Below are 16371 nucleotides of genomic sequence, written 5' to 3' on the forward strand. Positions count from 1 at the left end.
CGATGTCCGATCCGATGCTCAACCCGAGCACAGGCCCAATCTTCACCGCCGTGAAGGACGACGGCCCTGCATGGACGCGCGATGAATTCGAGGCGCAATTGCGCGCGAAGGGCACGGCGTATCACATTCATCATCCGTTCAATGTGAAGATGAATAGCGGCGGCTGCTCGAAAGAACAGATACGCGGCTGGGTCGCGAACCGCTTCTACTATCAGATCAACATTCCGCTGAAGGATGCAGCGGTGATGTCGAACTGTCCCGATCGCGAAACGCGGCGCCGCTGGGTGCTGCGCATCCTCGATCACGACGGTCATGGCGATCAGCCCGGCGGCATCGAAGCATGGGCGCGCCTCGGCGATGCGGTCGGCCTCTCGCGCGACGATCTCTGGTCGCTGACACTCGTGACGCCGGGCGTGCGCTTCGCCGTCGATGCATATGTGAACTTCGCGCGCCGCGCGCCGTGGCAGGAATCGGTGTGCTCGTCGCTCACGGAGATGTTCGCGCCGCAGATCCACAAGGATCGTCTCGCGACGTGGCCCGAGCATTACACATGGATCGAGCCTGAAGGACTTTCGTATTTCCGCTCGCGTGTGTCGCTGGCGCAACGCGATGTCGAACACGGGCTCGAAGTGACGCTCGCGCATTTCAAAACGCGCGAGCAGCAACAGCGCGCGCTCGATATCCTGCAGTTCAAGCTCGATATCCTGTGGACCATGCTCGACTCGATCGAAAAGGCCTTCCCGCAATGAGCGACAGCAACCCGACCCAACGCAAGCAGGAAGCAGTCGATGCACCGGACGATTCGTTGCATCCGAAACTAAAGCGCCTGTTTCGTCTGCAATGGGAGCCCGCGCAGGATGCCCATGTGCTGCTCTATCCCGAAGGCATGGTGAAGCTCAATCAGAGCGCGGCGCAGATTCTCTTGCGCTGCGACGGCACGCGCGATATCCCGGCGCTCGTCGCGGATCTCGAGCAGGCGTTTAACGCGAGCAATCTCGGTGACGATGTGCGGGCGTTCATCGCCGGCGCGCGCGCCAGAGGCTGGCTGGAGTAGCATCATGACCGACTTGTCCGAACCGATCGCAAAGCCCGAGCACGAAGGCGTGCCGATAGCGCCGCCCTTGTGGCTGCTCGCTGAATTGACGTATCGCTGTCCGCTGCATTGCGTGTTTTGCTACAACCCGGTGAACTACGCCGATCACACGCGCGAACTCGACACCGATCAATGGATCGACGTATTGCGTCAGGCGCGCGCGCTGGGCGCGGCGCAACTCGGCTTCTCGGGCGGCGAGCCGCTCTTGCGCGACGATCTCGAAACGCTCGTCGGCGAGGCGCGCAAGCTCGGCTTCTATACGAACCTCATCACCTCGGGCATCGGCCTGACGGAGAAGCGCATCAGCGCATTGCAGGACGCCGGGCTCGATCACATCCAGCTTTCGTTTCAGGATTCATCGCAGGAACTCAACGACTTTCTGTCCAGCACGAAGACCTTCGACTACAAGAAGCGCGTCGCGAGTCTCATCAAGGCGCACGGCTTTCCGATGGTGCTCAACTGCGTGCTGCATCGCTATAACCTGCCGCATATCGGACGCATCATCGACATGGCGCTCGCGATGGACGCCGAGTATCTCGAACTCGCGAACACGCAGTATTACGGCTGGGCGCATACGAACCGCGCGCAACTCATGCCGACCAAGGAGCAACTCGATGAAGCGGAGGCAATCGTCGAGCGCTATCGGGGCGAGATCGGCGACAGGTGCAAGATCTTTTTCGTCGTGCCGGATTATTACGAGCGCAGACCCAAGCGCTGCATGAACGGCTGGGGCTCGGTGTTTCTCGGCATCGCGCCCGACGGCGCCGCGCTGCCATGCCACACCGCGCGCTCGCTGCCGGGCCTCACGTTCCCGAACGTCACCGAGACGCCGCTCAAGGACATCTGGTATGAGAGCGATGCGTTCAACCGTTTTCGCGGCTTCGGCTGGATGAAGGAGCCGTGCCGCAGTTGCGACGAAAAGGCCATCGATATGGGCGGCTGCCGCTGTCAGGCGTATCTGCTCACGCAGGACCCCGCGAATGCCGATCCGGTGTGCGACAAGTCTCCGCATCACGAACGCGTGATCGAAGTGGTGCGCGCAGCATCGATCAGGCAGGAGCCGCAGGAACAGCCCATCGTCTTTCGCAACGATGCGAACTCGAAGCACATCGCGGCGCTTGCTCGCGGTAAGGGTTCAGAAGAAGGAGCGGACAAACCATGAATGCCGACATCTCCGTGCTGCTCGTGGACGATCACGCCGTCGTGCGTGAAGGCTACAAGCGTCTGCTCGAACTGAGTCCCGACGTGAGCGTCGCGGGCGAAGCGGCAAACGCGGCCGAGGCCTATCAGAAGTTTTGCGCGTTGCAGCCGGATGTCGTCGTAATGGACCTCGCGCTGCCCGGCGCAAGCGGCATCGAGGCGATGCGGCGCATGCTGGCGCGCGAGCCGCATGCGCGCGTGCTGATCTTCAGCGTGCACGAGGAAGCGATCTTCGTGCGCCGCGCGCTCGATGCCGGCGCGCGCGGCTATGTCACCAAAGCGAGCGCGCCCGACGTGCTCGTCGAAGCGGTGCGCGCCGTTGCGCGTCGCGTGTGTTATCTGAGTCCGGATATTTCACAGGCGCTCGCGTTGCGCGCGACGATTCAGGAAGGGCCGCCGGGACGGCAACTGTCCGCGCGCGAGTTCGAGGTGCTGCGTCTGCTAGTGCAGGGTTATACGCTGCCGAGCATCGCGGAGAAGCTGGGTTTGAGTCAGAAGACGGTAGCGAATCATCAATCGGTGATTCGCCAGAAATTCGGCGCGGACAATGGCGTGCAGCTTGCTCAGATCGCGAATCGCCTCGGGCTTCACTTCGCCGATTTCGCTTCGTCGGCCGCTGCGTCGTTCGGGCCGGAAGTGGGCAACGGCAGCCCCGCCTGAGCCGGCACGCGCGCACAGAACAAAAACCCCGCCCCCGGCTCGCTCGCAATCTGAAACTCTCCTCCGAGCGCTTCCACGCGCTCGCGCATGCCGATCAGGCCCAGATCCGATAGGTCGGTGAGTGCGCGAATTTCCTCGCGCGCGTTGCTAGATCTCATACTGCTCCTCGTCAACGACTTTACGTCAGCGAAAAGCCGACCTTAAGTCAACGAACATTGACGAATCTTGCTCTCCCTCAAATATTCGGATTTTTCTTCTTATTCCATTCGCATTACTTAGTTGATTATGTGGAGAGTATTTTTTGATTGCTAAGTTATGAATGACTAACGGCAAGATTTTTTGACTCGTGAAGTTTCATCATCCAATCAAACTAGATATATCGAGTGATCGATAGGTCGGTTTCCATATCTTCGCAATACAACGAAATCGCCAAATACCTTCGATCTCGGACCGAGCACTATTTGCCTATACACAACAATACTTGAGGCTTAGTTATTGTGCTGACATCCTTGACCCGCACCATCACCATGAGCGGCGCGGCGCTGCCGACTGCGCCGACCGGCGAGCCCGCGCTGATCCTGCGATCAATTCAGGGCGAAGAGCTTCTCTCGAACATCTATTCATACGCGATCGATTGCCGGACACCCGACGAATCGGTAATACCGGAACATGCCGCTGCAAATCTCGACTTGAAGTCGATGATCGGCAAGGAACTGACCGTATCTATCGAGCTTGAAGGGATGGGCAGCTTTGTGACCGGCTTGAGCGGCGCAGCTGGAGCGACCAACATCGGCTCAGGGATTCGGGAAATCAGCGGGATCGTTACGCAGGCGCATTTCGTCGGTCAATCCGATCAGCAAAGCTTCTATCAACTGGTGCTGAAGCCTTGGGTGTCTCTGCTCGAACAGCGTACCGACTTCAGGATATTTCAGCGCAAGACGGTGGTCGAAATCATCGAGCAGGTGTTTGAAAACTATATGTACTCGTACGATGTACGTCTGTCTGAACGATACCCGACGCTTGACTATCAAGTTCAATATGGCGAATCGGATTTCGATTTCATCCAGCGCCTGATGGCTGAGCACGGCATCTACTGGTTCTTCGAGCACAGTGGCACTTTTCACCGCATGATCCTCGTTGACCATCTTGGCGCGCACAAGCCGGTCAAGAGCGTTGCCTATCAGACACTATGGTACTTCCCTCCCGGACACAGGACCGACGTCGAGCATATCGAATATTTGGATCTGAATGGAAGTCTGCAATCCGGGCGCTGGACGACAAATGATTTCGACTTCAAGAAGCCGGGTGCGAAGCTCATCAAACAGAATGAGTTGCCTCAGGAAACCGCGCACAACGATCTTGAACGCTACGAGTGGCCCGGCGATTTCACCGATCCGTCGCACGGCGAGCGGTTCGCGCGTCTGCGTATGGAAGAAGTGCGCGCGCAGGGCGAGCGCGCGAGCGGTTCGGGCAACGTGCGTAACATCGTATGCGGCACGACATTCAAGCTCGAAGGCTATCCGCACGAAGCAGCGAATCGGGAATATATAGTGATCGCATCCTCGATCAATGCATCGGAGGCGGATCAGACCAGCGGATCAGGGAAATACTCGTTCACTTCTTCGTTTGTCGTGCAACCGGCGACCACAGTGTTCCGTCCGCCGCGCGAGGGCTATTCGAAACCGCGCACGAGTGGACCGCAAACGGCCATCGTGACGGGGCCCCCGGGGCAGGAGATCTGGACCGACCAATATGGCCGGATCAAACTGAAGTTTCATTGGGATCGCTCGGAGATCAACAATCAGAACTCGTCATGCTGGGTACGTGTTTCGTATCCGTGGGCGGGCGGCGGGTATGGCGGCGTAAATATTCCGCGCATCGGAAATGAAGTCATTGTGGATTTCGAGAACGGCGATCCAGATCGGCCAATCGTCGTGGGGCGTCTCTATAACGCCGGCACGATGCCGCCTTGGCCACTGCCGGCCAATGCGACGCAGAGCGGCATGCTTTCGCGCTCGATGAAGGGGAATGTTGAGACAGCCAACGGCATTCGCTTCGAGGACAGACACGGCGCCGAAGAAGTGTGGCTGCAAGCGCAAAAGGATATGAATACGACCGTCAAGAACAACGAGTCGCATTCGGTCGCTGCGGATCGCAACAGGAGCGTGGGAGGGAACGAGACCGTCCATATCGCAAAGGATCGTGCCAAGACGATTGATAGCAACGAGACGATATCCGTCGGCGGCAACAGGGTTGCATCGATAAACAAGGACGAGACGATCACGGTTGCTGGAAGCCACGATGAGAATATCGGAGGTGCTCAAAGCGTCGCTGTCGCGCTTGCCTCGGCAGAAACGGTCGGACTTGCGAAAGCGCTCACTGTTGGTGGCGCATATGCCGTCAGCGTAGGCGGCGCGATCAACACGGCAGCCGGACTTGCGAGTGCTGAAGAAGTCGGTCTTCACAAAAGTACGATGGTCGGTACGAGTTACTCGATCACTGCGGGGGATAGGTTTGAACTGACGGTGGGCGCGGCCAAACTCGTTCTGGAGAGCAGCGGCAACATCTCGATTACCGGCGCCGACATCAAAATCAACGGAACTACCGTCAAAGTCGATGCGACCACCATCGATCTGAATTAAACGGGGGATCGATGGAATTCCGAAACCTGACGCCATTGCACGCGATGGCGTTCAATGCCGTCGACATACCTGGCAACGAGTTTCATGTAGTCGTACTCAAAGCAGGTTACGAGCTTATAGGACGAACACCCGATCCACAGAATCCGATCACGCACGAGTGTGTTCTCCTGGAAGGCGATGACGCGCTTCCACTTGTGATGGCCGACGAGTATGAAGGAGAAGTGGGTCTGAGCAGTGTCAGAGAGGAAAGTGATCTCGCTCCCTTCAAGCCTGCATGTGACGTCATTGTTCGTGCCACGGCCCATGCACCGGGTGGAACACCCGCGGCTTCCTGGGAAGCGGGGCTTTGGCTGTGGGATCGCAGTCGATGCATGATCGAAAAATCAATCGGCATCAGTGGCCCGCGCGTTTGGGCGAGTGGCCTGTTTGGGTGGAGTCTGAGCCGAGCGACACCGATCGTTACCCTGCCCGTCCGTTGGGAATATGCGTTTGGCGGTCGAAGCTACGTGGAATCCAAACGTGATTCCGGTGATGTCCTCATCAACGAAGCATGCTTCAGTAATCCTATTGGATGTGGATGGATCGAGCGGCGCTTTCCCGCCTTGGCCACGCATAAGGAAAGCCGTTCTTCCACGGACGTTCTGCAATCTGTCGAGCAACGCGATGGCGTTGGATTCGTTCGTGCGGCCCAAATCGAATCGATGGATAAGCCACAGAATGAACTCGTGGTTGCGCGTCATCCGGAGGAAGAAGCCGATGCGTTTCACATGTCGACCATCGCATCGAATTACGGCGTCTCACCGGTCGGCCTCGGAGTAGTTGGTCGTGCGTGGGCGCCACGGCTGGCTCTGGCGGGCACCTACGATGACGAATGGCTCAGGGCTCGCTGGCCTTACCTGCCTCAGAACTTCGATTTTCGTTATTGGAACAGCGCGCCCGCCGACCAGCAGATTCCTTGGCCTCAATCGGACTTCGCCTTCGAGTTGATCAATCTCGCGCATCCGTCTTGCACGCTTTCGGGCCATCTCATCGCCAGGTTACCCGGTCATCGCGCGGTAACCGCGCTTCGGCTCGCCAATGGAGCGATTTTTCCAGTGCAGATGCCGCTGGACACGATCGTTATCGACGCGGAGCAGATGCGCGTATCGCTCACTTGGCGAGCCATTTTTCCGCTGACACCCGAAGTGCGAGTGTGCGAAGCAAGATTCGAAACCGACCCGACTGCACCGTTGCTTCGCTATGCAGACAACTCATTCACCCATCCTGAGAGGAAGCAATGGCAGACAACGTGATCGCCCGAAAGGATCGCAACTGGACCATCGTTTCATTGATGCCAGATGTATGCAAGACACCGGTGGGAGGGAGCACACCACCCGTGCCCTATCCCGTGACGGCGACCCTTGCGAGCAGCGCAGGCGTGATCTCCACTGTGCGTGCCAACGGGCACGCGCTGTTTGTCTTCGACGCGAGTTATGCGCCAGAGACGAATGGCGACCAGGCCGGATCGGCCAACGGAGTTGCAAGCAATACTGTCGGAGCCAAGTGCAGCCCCATTGAGAAGAGCAGTACCGTGCGCGCGCAAGGCAAATACGTTGTGCGACATGGCGACATGTTCTGGATGAACGGTGAATAGATGGGCAAAGGAAATACGCAAGGGCGCCTCCAAGGCGAGGTTGCTGCTTCGAAGACGTCCGCAAGCAAGTCCAATCCGCCCATCAAGCCAGAAACGAAGGATGAAGGATGGTGGGCCGCAACGAGTCCATGGGTGCACGGCGGACTGTCTCTGTTGGGTGTTATTCCAGTGGTCGGCGCAATATTCGATGGCGCGGATGCGATTGTTTACGCCGCTGAAGGAGACACCGTCAATGCCGCGATCTCGGGCGGCGCAGCAGTACTCGATCTGATTCCAGCCGTCGGTACAGCGGGTAAAGCTGCCGAATTCGGGGTCAAGGCTGGTATAAAGGGCGGAGAGTTGATTGCCGAACAGGCGACAAAGCAGACGGCGAAGGAAGTCGCCAAGCAGGTAGAGAAGAAGACTGCGGCAGACGCGGCAAAAGCAGGGGAGAAGCAGGCTGCGGGGAAGACAGGGCTAGCTGAGTCACGCGGTCTCCGCGATACTGGAAAATCCGCCGACAGCGGCGGCGGAAAAATCAATGGCACGAAACGCCCATCGTGGAGAGAGAGTGAAAAAGACGTCGGAAATAAATTGGACGGCCATCGAGAGCAGGTTTCATTCAAAGACGGCGAAGAGGTTAAATATGGAACCAAGGGCAGTACTCGACCTGACTGGTACAAGGACGGTTCGAGTGTTGAAGTAAAGAATTACAATGTCGAGACACGCGCCGGACAAGAGAGGCTTATTGATAATGTTTCCAGTCAAGCCAAATCGAGGGCAAAAGATTTGCCCAAAGGAACAGTTCAATCCATATATATAGACGTTCGCGGACAAAAAATCAGCATGGATCGACTGGAAGAGGTAATTCAGACTATCTCCGAGAAAAGCAATGGTACAATCAAGTATGAAAGCATTCAGATTTTGAGGTGATGATGACTATTGGCATTCGTACGGCTTCGATCGTGACAGAAATCGGTGCGGCGAGCTTCCTTAACGCTTTTTTTTCTACGGTTCAGGGTTTACTGGAACAAGCCGGTCGAGGGAGCCGATTCCCCGTCATTTCGATTGATTTTTACGATGGCATGGTGCCGTCAAGCAAAATAAAGATCGCGCTTGAGGAATTGGCAGAAATTCAGAAGGAATTATCAAAATATAGCCCTTCGTCGATAATATGGGATATCGACGATCGAACGAAGGAGCCGCCTTGGGGCGACGATATAAGTGAAGATATAACTTCACTCTCCAATTATTTTGTCACTAGCACAGGTCGCGATCTCTTCGAAACATTCCTCGAAATATTTAGATTTGCAGAAAAAAAAGAATGTTCTGTCTTAATAGAAAAAATTTAAGACAATACGGTTTCAACGAACGGTTTCAGGAGTGAGGCGCGGCAATGATTATAATTGTCTTGCGTCTTGAGGGTTGGCCTGCTGAAGCAAATGTGGTCCCAAGTATCTCTTCTCGACCGCGTCCAACACCTTGACAAGAAATGCGCTCTAAGATGAACGTGAAGCTGGAAATCTGTCGAGGAACGGGAATAAGACGAGAGACGAAGATTTCGAAGTTTTCATCGAAGAATTTGGCGAAGCGGCGCATCGGGTAGAGGTTCCTGATAGAGCAATTGGTAAATGGCGTGGGAAGCTTCCCGAACGACTGCTCTCCTTCTGGAAGGATGAGGGCTGGAGTGGCTATTCAGATGGACTGTTCTGGACCGTCGACCCTGACGATTATGAAGATCTGGTCGACGAATGGCTTGACGGAACGCCCTTGGAACAAGTCGACGCATTCCATGCTATTGCTCGAACAGCATTTGGGGAACTGTTCCTATTCGGCGAATCCACCGGCCGCAGCCTTAAAATTGCGCCGCTAGTAAATTCGATTTTTATTAGGAATCTAACGCGAAAAAAGCCAGATCAACTGGACCTTTCGCTAAGGGCATTTTTCGGCCTGGATAAAGCAACCTGTGATCTTCAAGATGAATCCGGCAAACCGCTGTTTGCGCGGGCCTTGAGCAGACTAGGCGCAGTCGAGCCTGACGAGATGTACGCTTTTGAGCCTGCATTGATTGCCGGCGGAAAGATGGTGATCGACGGTCTGGCCAAGGTCAAACTCGACCAGCATTTGACAATCCTACGCCAATTATCGCCCCCGACTTTTCCATTTTGTAAAGACCTCAACGAACTGATCTCAAAGTTATAGTCAACGCAGTCCCGCCTGAGCCGGCACGCGCGCACAGAACAAAAACCCCGCCCCCGGCTCGCTCGCAATCTGAAACTCTCCTCCGAGTGCTTCCACGCGCTCGCGCATGCCGATCAGGCCCAGCCCCACGCGCGGCTTCGACAGATCGACGCCCGGTCCGTCATCGGCCATCGTCACGACGATTTCCTCCGGCGCGCGCGCCAGATAAATCTCCACGCGCGAGGTCCGCGCGAACTTCGACACATTCGTCAGCCCTTCCTGCACGAGCCGGTAAAGCGTGATGTTGAGCGCATCGCTCAGATTGTCGAAATCGCCGTCGACGGCGAGCGTGAAGGTCGCATCGGGCAAGCGCTCGCGCCAGCCCTCGACGCAATGTTCTAGCGCGGTCGGCAAGCCGAATTCATCGAGCCCGATCGGACGCAGCTTGCGGATCATCCCGCCGATCTCGCGATACACATGCGTCGCGCTTTGCATCAGCGCCAGCGAAAGCCGATGAATCTCCGCCTCGCGCCCCGCCGACAGATCGCGGATGCGCCCCGCATCGAGCGACATCGCGTTGAGGTATTGACCGAGCTCGTCGTGCAGTTCGCGCGCGAGATGGCGGCGCTCGGTCTCCTGCGCGGCGAGCGCCTGGTTTGCGAGGCGCCGGTTCTCGGCCAGCAGATGCTCGGCCTCTTCCTCCAGCGCGCGCCGCCGGCGCACTTCCGACTGCGCCTCGCGATAACGCCGCCACGCGAACCATGCGAAGCCGACGGCGAGCACGACGAGCGTCGGCGGAAGTTCGTCGAGCTGAAAGCGTTCGGCGCTGCGCGTCCAGCGATACGCGAACTCGCTGAAATCAAAACGCGCGAACAGCGCGCCGGCCACGAGCGTGGCGGCCAGCACCCACGCGAGATCGCGCCATACCGACGAGCGCGGCGCGGGACGGTCGACGTCTTTTGCGAGAGTGGGCAAGGATTCGGATGGCATCACGGAATGCATTCTACGCACGCCTTCTTCATGCGGTGAGGTAGGTGGAACGCGATTGGGAACGCTTCCCTGCGCGATCGGGAAAAGCTCCCGGTCCACGCGTCCATTCTTATGCGACGCTTTCATTCAGGGAAACATTCCTTTCGCGTGGATCAGAATATAAAAGGAGACGACGATGAGAAGCATGCAGCGCCTGCCCGCGCGCGCGCATCCGTTCAAACCCCGAGCAGGATTGCGGCTCGTCTTCGGCAGCGCGTTTGCGAGCATCACCGTGGCCGCGTGGGCGCAGACGCCCCCAGCCGATACCGCCGAAGCGCCCGCCCCGGCATCGGCAGCCGTCGCGCAGACCGATACGCCGCCGAACACGGAGCTGCCTTCGATCATCGTCGTCGGCACCACGCCGCTCATGGGCGTCGGCACACCGCTCGAAAAAGTGCCGGCCAACGTGCAGACGATCAAGGGCGCCGATATCGAAGCGCAGCATTCGTCGACCGTCACCGATTATCTGCAGAAGAACGTCGTGAGTGTCGATACCAACGACGCGCAAGGCAACCCGTCGCAAACCGACATCAACTATCGCGGCTTCACGGCCTCGCCCTTGCTCGGCACGCCGCAAGGCCTCTCGGTGTTCATGGACGGCGTGCGAATCAACGAGCCCTTCGGCGATGTCGTCAACTGGGATCTGATTCCGCAGGCCGCGATCCAGACGATGCAGATCATCCCCGGTTCGAATCCGACCTTCGGCCTCAACACGCTCGGCGGCGCGGTCGCGGTGCAGACCAAGAACGGCCGCAGCAATCCCGGCGGCAACGTCGATCTGAGCTTCGGCTCGTGGGGGCGCAAGGTCGCGCAGATCGAACAGGGCGGCGTGATCGGCGATCATCTCGACTATTACTTCACCGCGAACCTCACCAACGATAACGGCTGGGCGGACCACAATTCGAGCCGCCTGCGTCAGGCCTTCGGCAAGATTCGCTACACCGACGCCGATACGACCATCTCCGTTTCGATGGGCGGCGCCGACAACACCCTGAACGGCTCGCAGACGATCCCGCGCTCGTTCATGGACAACTTCCGGCAGGCTTACACGTTTCCGGACACCAACGAGAATCAGGTCGGCTATCTGACGATCAACGCGGAGCATTACTTCACGCCGAACATCCAGTTGAGCGGAAACGTGTACTACCGGCACTATCGAAACAAGAACGTGAGCTCCAACGTCAACGATGATTTCGACCCGAACGGCGACGATGCCGACGAACTCACGCAAGCCTTCAACGATCAGTCGGTGATCGTGACGGACAGCTATGGCGCGAGCCTGCAGCTCACGCTGCTCAACAAGCTGTTCGGCAAGGATAACCAACTGATTCTCGGCGCGGCGGGCGACTTCGCCAATTCGCATTTCACGCAGTCGTCGCAGCCGGCGGAATTCACCGACACGCGCGCGACCATCGGCCTGGGTCCGTTCGTGCCGCAGACCGACGCGAATACGCGCAACGAAAACTGGGGCATCTACTTCGAGAACACGCTGTCGTTCAACGAGCAATGGTCGATGACGCTCGCCGGCCGCTACAACTGGGCGAAGGCGACGATCGGCGACGAAAGCGGCGTGCAGCCGCTGCTCGATGGTAATCACACGTTCTCGCGCTTCAATCCCGCCATCGGCTTCAACTGGAATCCGACGCCGTCCTTCACCGCCTACGCGACCTACAACGAAGGCATGCGCTCGCCGACCGCTATCGAGCTTGCGTGCGCGGACCCGGCGGCGCCCTGCTCGCTGCCCAACGATTTCATCGCGGACCCGGACCTGAAGCCCGTTATCTCGAAGACCTTCGAGATCGGCGCGCGCGGGCGCGTCGGCAGTCATACGACGTGGAGCGCCGCGGCCTATAGCACGACGCTCACCGACGACATCCAGTTCGTCAGCAGCCAGGGCGCGGCCAGCACACTCGGCTATTTCCAGAACGTCGGCAAGACGCGCCGGCAAGGCTTCGAGCTGGCAGGGCGCACGCAATGGGGACCGGTCGGCGTCGCGGCGAGCTACAGCTATGTCAACGCGACGTATCGTTCGACGTGGACCGAAAGCAGCGCCAGCAACTCGAGCGCGGACGGCGACGGCAACATCACCGTGCATTCGGGCGATCGCATTCCGGGCATTCCGGCGAACACCGTGAAGATGCGCGTCGACTACAACCCGATCCCGCGCTGGAACATCGGCACGAATCTCACGTATCGCAGCAATATCTTCGCGCGCGGCGACGAGAACAATCAGGACGCGAACGGCAGCGTCGCAGGCTATTTCCTGATCGATCTCGATACGACCTACAACGTGACCAAGCAACTGCAGGTCTACGCGACGGTGAAGAACCTGCTGAACAAGCGCTACGCGAACTTCGCGATTCTCGGCGAGAACTTCTTCAACGGGCCGAATCACACGTTCAACGGAGCGGACACCGTCAACGAGCAGTTCCTCGGCGTCGGTGCGCCGCGCGGGGTGTGGGTGGGGATGCGTTACGCGTGGAAGTGAAGCGGCACGGATGCGCGCGGCTCATTCCTGCCAGGACTTCCACGGAATGCCGCGCGCGTTGATGCCGTCCCAGAGCGCGACGTTGCATTGATGTTTTTCTTCATCGTTGCGCGGGTTCTTCTGGTCCCTCAAGCCCATTCTGTGGCCGAGTATGCCGAGAAGCCCGCCTTCCAGTTGCGCGGGATCCGCGCCCCAGCGCAGATCGATCTCGGAGATCGCAACGCCCATGGAGCGATGCAACGCAAGAACGTCGTCCAGGCTCATGTCGATTTTCGAGCGGCCACGCATACAGCCTGCACACGTTGCCGACATCGTGTCCCGTCATGCGCGGATAGAACGTCGGCAGGATGCGCGAGTAAAGACGGATCTTGGCCGAATGCAGCTTCTGCAGATTCAGGTTGAGGGATGTCATGCCACTGTGAATGCGATACGACGTGAGCGCTTCCGGCAGATTCGCGAAGCGGGCCCCGTGCAGCATGCAGTCGAACCAGAAACCGAGATCATCGACGACATCGAGGTTCGGGTCGTAACGAAGCTCATGCTGCTGCACGAAGTCGCGACGGAACATGGTGCTCGGATTGGCGATGTACGCGGCGCCGGTTACGAAACGCGCCTTGATGTTCGCGTCATCGAGCGGGAATTCGCTCGTCATGTCTTCTTCGCCGAAGTGCCGGATCTGCGAGCCCACGACCGTGACATCCGGATTGGCGTCGAGAAACGCCGCCTGCTTGCTCAGCCGCTCCGGTTCCGCGATGTCGTCATGATCGATGCGCGCGATATATTCGCCACGACACAGGTTGAACGCCCGATTTGCATTCGCTGGCCGTCCCACGTTGTTTTCGAGCGGGAAAAGGCGAATGCGCGGATCATTCAGACCGCGCACGAGATCGAGCGTGGAATCGGTGCTGGCGTCATCGTGAACCAGAATCTCGAAGTCCGCGTCTTGTCGCAACAGCGAATGCAATGTTTCGACGATGTACTTTTGCGCATTATAAGTTGGGATGACTACGGAGATATTCGGCATGGTTCGATGAATAGGCCATCGCTGGCGTTGAAGGCCTCGATCCGGACCTCGCCACGCATTATCCGCGCGGCGCTGACGATAACTGTCAAATAAGGTCGGTCACGCCGATACTATCAGCCGGCAAGGATGCGGCGCGTTGCGCTTCATGCAATGACGCGCCGCAGAAAGCGAAATGGCCGCGCAAGGCGGCCATTTCTTCATGCACGATCAAGTGACGATCAGCGCCCGACGATCGACCCCGCGCCCGGCGGATACGTGACGATGCCCCACGCCAGCGGCAAGTCGCCGATCTGCTTGACCTCCTTGTAGTCCGCTGCGTCGAGCACATAGACCGCGTTCGAGCGCCCGCACGCGAGCAGCAGCTTCGAGCCGTCCGGCGTGAAGCTGAAGTGCCAGCAGCGCTGACCGACGGGCACGTCCTGCATGTGCTCGAACGTGGTGCCATCGAACACCTGCAAGGTCTTGTCGCGCGATGCGGCCACCAGCAGCCGCTTGCCCGATGGATCGAACGACACGCCATACGGGCCCGTCTTCGTGTCGACGGTCTTCACGGTCTTGAGGCTCGTTCCGTCGAGCACGACGAACTTGTTCGCGTTCTCCAGCGTGACGACATACTGCTTGCCATCGGGCGACGCCTTGATGCCGCGCGGGCGCGAGCCCTTCGCGAGCTTCACGGTGCGTACCGGCTTGCCCGTTCCGACGCGATAGACCGACACGGTGTCATCGCCCTCGTTGGTCACGAGAATCAGCTTGCCGTCCGGCGAAAACTCGACGCCCTCGGTCTCGTGCCCGCTCTTGACCGAATGCGTGACCTTCATCGTCTTCAGATCGACGATGGCGATTTCGGCGGGCGGCGAGTTGGGATCGTCGTCATCTTTCTCCGGCTCGCCCGGCTTCGGCGGGCCGCCGCTTTCGCCCGGCTCGTAGGTCACGTACGCATGGCCGCCGAACACGCGCACGAACTCTGGATTCTTGCCGATCTTCGCGCGGCGCACGACCTTGCCCGACGACGTATCGATCTCCGACAGATCGCTCGTCGCCTTGTTCGCCACGTAGAGACGCGTGCCGTCCTTGTTCAGCGACAGGCCGCGCGGGCCGTCCTTGCCGAGGTCCCAGGTTTTCGAGAGCGAGAGGTTGTCGAGATCGATGACGCCGACGCCGGCGTTTTCGGTCGTTACATAGGCGGTCGGCGCGGCGGCGTGCGCGAGGCTCGCCGCGAGTGCGAGCGATGGCGCGAGGACCGCCGCTTTGAATCTGACATGCATGGTCGTCTCCAGCAGTTTCGTTTGGCTTGTTCGAGTTCGTGGTCCAACTTAGCCCAATCGGCGCTGCCGTGGCAACGGCATCGGCCGGGAGAAATTCCCGAATTCGCCAACGGATGTTGCGACGCGCCAATCTAACGCGTCGCGGCGGGATCGCTCGCGAGCAGGTCGACGAGCGCCTTCGCGCCGCGCCGCCACGACAGGTCGGTGTTGCCGCGAATGTCGACCGAGCGCTGAAACAGCGTCGTGCCGGTGCCCGCATCTTCGACGCGCAGGTTCATGTTGAGGATCAGATTGCTGATCTTCTGCACCCAGCACACGCCCACACGCGACGCATCGAGTTGCTTCGCCACGCGCAATTCGCAGCCGTTGCACGCGTTCATGTCCTGCGTGCGTTGCAGCGATGCGATCAGATCGCCGGCCTTCGCATTGTCGGCGACGCGAAACAGCGCGCGCTCGCGCAGATCGTCGCGCAGGGCGCCGCTCACCATCCCGAGTCGCTCGGACTGAATGCGGTTGATTTCAGCGTCGTTGTAGGCGGCGTTGTCGTCGATGAGCGTGCAGTCGAGCATCGCGATCGATTGGGACGCGTCTTGCGCGAACGCGCCGCTCATGACGATGGCGAGCGCCATCGCGAGCATGGTGCGAAGCAGGTGGATCATGGTCGTGGCCTCGATGATGAGCGGCAGGATGCGCCAACAGCAGATCGCAGACCTGTTCGCGCGCATCCAACATACCGGCCGATGCCGCGGCGATCAAGAGGCGCATCGAATGAACGGAAGATGCCGCGCGCCACGCCACGCACGCCTTGCAGCGACGCATGAGCGCATGCCCACATTCGTCACATCGAATGGCATGGCGCTTGCAAAAACACGGGCGAGCATGTGCCGTGCTCGACACGTCCGATTCCATTTAGCCAGGGAGAACCATCATGAAACACACGCTTGTCATCCAGGATCTGCCGCCCGGCGGCGCACAAACCGACGAAGCGTCGCTCACGCCTGCGCAGATGAAGCGCATCGTCGGCGGACGCGCGGTGCTCGCGACCGTCGACGGCCGTGGCTACGCGACCATCGACGATTGGGACATCAACACCGCGATCTTCGAAGGGCGCATCAAGGGCAGCGAACGCGACAATTGACGCGCACGCACGCCGGGCACGCATCGCTTGCCGGATGCG

General features: G+C 59.1%; 17 protein-coding genes and 2 pseudogenes. 12 read left to right on the forward strand and 7 right to left on the reverse strand.

Annotated elements, in window-relative coordinates; all coding sequences use genetic code 11:
• Positions 1 to 14: 14 nt before the first annotated feature.
• From pqqC to NK8_RS20950, 4 genes are read left to right on the forward strand one after another with little or no spacing between them, the layout of a single operon-like run.
• Entirely contained in the window at positions 15 to 749 is a 735-nt protein-coding gene (gene pqqC, locus NK8_RS20935) for a pyrroloquinoline-quinone synthase PqqC (protein WP_225936338.1), read from the forward strand.
• On the forward strand, positions 746 to 1054 hold the full coding sequence (pqqD, locus tag NK8_RS20940) for a pyrroloquinoline quinone biosynthesis peptide chaperone PqqD (protein WP_225936295.1): 309 nt from the start codon (positions 746 to 748) through the stop codon (positions 1052 to 1054). The genes pqqC and pqqD overlap by 4 nt, the downstream gene beginning before the upstream one ends.
• Before the next feature lie 4 nt (positions 1055 to 1058).
• Positions 1059 to 2255: a pyrroloquinoline quinone biosynthesis protein PqqE gene (gene pqqE, locus NK8_RS20945; protein ID WP_213229438.1), complete on the forward strand. Its 1197-nt coding sequence runs from the start codon at positions 1059 to 1061 to the stop codon at positions 2253 to 2255.
• Positions 2252 to 2953: a response regulator transcription factor gene (locus NK8_RS20950; protein ID WP_061174998.1), complete on the forward strand. Its 702-nt coding sequence runs from the start codon at positions 2252 to 2254 to the stop codon at positions 2951 to 2953. The genes pqqE and NK8_RS20950 overlap by 4 nt, the downstream gene beginning before the upstream one ends.
• Here NK8_RS20950 and NK8_RS20955 read toward each other — a convergent pair.
• Positions 2881 to 3063, reverse strand: a pseudogene (locus NK8_RS20955) (two-component sensor histidine kinase); the annotation flags it as partial. The gene NK8_RS20950 and the pseudogene NK8_RS20955 sit on opposite strands and share 73 nt — an antisense overlap.
• 417 nt (positions 3064 to 3480) lie before the next feature.
• Between NK8_RS20955 and NK8_RS20960 the strand changes: the two are divergent.
• The 6 genes from NK8_RS20960 to NK8_RS20985 all read left to right on the forward strand — a co-directional run bounded on the left by NK8_RS20960 (position 3481) and on the right by NK8_RS20985 (position 9409).
• The gene (locus NK8_RS20960; RefSeq protein ID WP_213230474.1) at positions 3481 to 5595 is read left to right on the forward strand and encodes a type VI secretion system tip protein TssI/VgrG; all 2115 of its coding nucleotides are present in this window, start codon (positions 3481 to 3483) and stop codon (positions 5593 to 5595) included.
• 11 nt (positions 5596 to 5606) lie between these two features.
• Complete coding sequence (locus NK8_RS20965) at positions 5607 to 6887, forward strand: DUF2169 domain-containing protein (RefSeq protein WP_213229439.1); 1281 nt, start codon at positions 5607 to 5609, stop codon at positions 6885 to 6887.
• Positions 6872 to 7228 carry a DUF4150 domain-containing protein gene (locus NK8_RS20970; RefSeq protein WP_225936297.1) on the forward strand — a complete coding sequence of 119 codons (357 nt, stop codon included), beginning with the start codon at positions 6872 to 6874 and terminating at the stop codon, positions 7226 to 7228. The genes NK8_RS20965 and NK8_RS20970 overlap by 16 nt, the downstream gene beginning before the upstream one ends.
• A complete protein-coding gene (locus tag NK8_RS20975; protein WP_213229440.1) occupies positions 7229 to 8140 on the forward strand; it encodes a hypothetical protein in 912 nt (303 codons plus the stop codon).
• Positions 8141 to 8142: 2 nt separating this feature from the next.
• Positions 8143 to 8559: an Imm70 family immunity protein gene (locus NK8_RS20980; RefSeq protein WP_213229441.1), complete on the forward strand. Its 417-nt coding sequence runs from the start codon at positions 8143 to 8145 to the stop codon at positions 8557 to 8559.
• Positions 8560 to 8779: 220 nt separating this feature from the next.
• The gene (locus NK8_RS20985) at positions 8780 to 9409 is read left to right on the forward strand and encodes a GAD-like domain-containing protein (RefSeq protein WP_225936339.1); all 630 of its coding nucleotides are present in this window, start codon (positions 8780 to 8782) and stop codon (positions 9407 to 9409) included.
• Here NK8_RS20985 and NK8_RS20990 read toward each other — a convergent pair whose 3' ends face one another.
• Positions 9410 to 10378 carry an ATP-binding protein gene (locus NK8_RS20990; RefSeq protein WP_213229442.1) on the reverse strand — a complete coding sequence of 323 codons (969 nt, stop codon included), beginning with the start codon at positions 10376 to 10378 and terminating at the stop codon, positions 9410 to 9412.
• A gap of 175 nt (positions 10379 to 10553) precedes the next feature.
• Between NK8_RS20990 and NK8_RS20995 the strand changes: the two genes are divergently transcribed.
• Entirely contained in the window at positions 10554 to 12905 is a 2352-nt protein-coding gene (locus tag NK8_RS20995; RefSeq protein WP_213229443.1) for a TonB-dependent receptor, read from the forward strand.
• A gap of 21 nt (positions 12906 to 12926) precedes the next feature.
• On the opposite strand, the gene NK8_RS42845 is transcribed toward NK8_RS20995, so the two are convergent.
• From NK8_RS42845 to NK8_RS21010, 5 genes and pseudogenes are all read right to left on the reverse strand, one after another.
• Positions 12927 to 13169, reverse strand: a complete 243-nt coding sequence (locus NK8_RS42845; RefSeq protein WP_225936355.1) for a hypothetical protein — start codon at positions 13167 to 13169, stop codon at positions 12927 to 12929.
• Positions 13170 to 13398: 229 nt separating this feature from the next.
• Positions 13399 to 13929: pseudogene (locus NK8_RS43690) on the reverse strand (glycosyltransferase family 2 protein); the annotation flags it as partial.
• A gap of 85 nt (positions 13930 to 14014) precedes the next feature.
• Positions 14015 to 14140 carry a hypothetical protein gene (locus NK8_RS43695; protein ID WP_367657789.1) on the reverse strand — a complete coding sequence of 42 codons (126 nt, stop codon included), beginning with the start codon at positions 14138 to 14140 and terminating at the stop codon, positions 14015 to 14017.
• 7 nt (positions 14141 to 14147) lie between these two features.
• Complete coding sequence (locus NK8_RS21005) at positions 14148 to 15194, reverse strand: glutaminyl-peptide cyclotransferase (protein WP_213229446.1); 1047 nt, start codon at positions 15192 to 15194, stop codon at positions 14148 to 14150.
• Between the two features lie 131 nt (positions 15195 to 15325).
• On the reverse strand, positions 15326 to 15823 hold the full coding sequence (locus tag NK8_RS21010) for a DUF3280 domain-containing protein (protein ID WP_225936340.1): 498 nt from the start codon (positions 15821 to 15823) through the stop codon (positions 15326 to 15328).
• 299 nt (positions 15824 to 16122) lie between these two features.
• On the opposite strand from NK8_RS21010, the gene NK8_RS21015 reads away from it, so the two are divergent.
• Entirely contained in the window at positions 16123 to 16332 is a 210-nt protein-coding gene (locus NK8_RS21015; RefSeq protein WP_061175001.1) for a hypothetical protein, read from the forward strand.
• The last annotated feature ends 39 nt before the right edge of the window (positions 16333 to 16371 follow it).

Origin of the sequence: Caballeronia sp. NK8 (genome assembly GCF_018408855.1) — a bacterium.
Classification (GTDB): domain Bacteria; phylum Pseudomonadota; class Gammaproteobacteria; order Burkholderiales; family Burkholderiaceae; genus Caballeronia.

Excerpts from the sequence above, each read along its gene's own strand:
- NK8_RS20975 (WP_213229440.1), top strand. The coding sequence starts at position 7,229 with ATGGGCAAAGGAAATACGCAAGGGCGCCTCCAAGGCGAGGTTGCTGCT.
- NK8_RS21015 (WP_061175001.1), top strand. The coding sequence starts at position 16,123 with ATGAAACACACGCTTGTCATCCAGGATCTGCCGCCCGGCGGCGCACAA.
- NK8_RS20990 (WP_213229442.1), bottom strand. The coding sequence starts at position 10,378 with ATGCCATCCGAATCCTTGCCCACTCTCGCAAAAGACGTCGACCGTCCC.
- NK8_RS20950 (WP_061174998.1), top strand. The coding sequence starts at position 2,252 with ATGAATGCCGACATCTCCGTGCTGCTCGTGGACGATCACGCCGTCGTG.
- NK8_RS20980 (WP_213229441.1), top strand. The coding sequence starts at position 8,143 with ATGACTATTGGCATTCGTACGGCTTCGATCGTGACAGAAATCGGTGCG.
- NK8_RS20995 (WP_213229443.1), top strand. The coding sequence starts at position 10,554 with ATGAGAAGCATGCAGCGCCTGCCCGCGCGCGCGCATCCGTTCAAACCC.
- NK8_RS42845 (WP_225936355.1), bottom strand. The coding sequence starts at position 13,169 with ATGAGCCTGGACGACGTTCTTGCGTTGCATCGCTCCATGGGCGTTGCG.
- NK8_RS21010 (WP_225936340.1), bottom strand. The coding sequence starts at position 15,823 with ATGGCGCTCGCCATCGTCATGAGCGGCGCGTTCGCGCAAGACGCGTCC.
- NK8_RS20960 (WP_213230474.1), top strand. The coding sequence starts at position 3,481 with ATGAGCGGCGCGGCGCTGCCGACTGCGCCGACCGGCGAGCCCGCGCTG.
- pqqE (WP_213229438.1), top strand. The coding sequence starts at position 1,059 with ATGACCGACTTGTCCGAACCGATCGCAAAGCCCGAGCACGAAGGCGTG.
- NK8_RS20970 (WP_225936297.1), top strand. The coding sequence starts at position 6,872 with ATGGCAGACAACGTGATCGCCCGAAAGGATCGCAACTGGACCATCGTT.
- pqqC (WP_225936338.1), top strand. The coding sequence starts at position 15 with ATGCTCAACCCGAGCACAGGCCCAATCTTCACCGCCGTGAAGGACGAC.
- pqqD (WP_225936295.1), top strand. The coding sequence starts at position 746 with ATGAGCGACAGCAACCCGACCCAACGCAAGCAGGAAGCAGTCGATGCA.
- NK8_RS21005 (WP_213229446.1), bottom strand. The coding sequence starts at position 15,194 with ATGCATGTCAGATTCAAAGCGGCGGTCCTCGCGCCATCGCTCGCACTC.
- NK8_RS20965 (WP_213229439.1), top strand. The coding sequence starts at position 5,607 with ATGGAATTCCGAAACCTGACGCCATTGCACGCGATGGCGTTCAATGCC.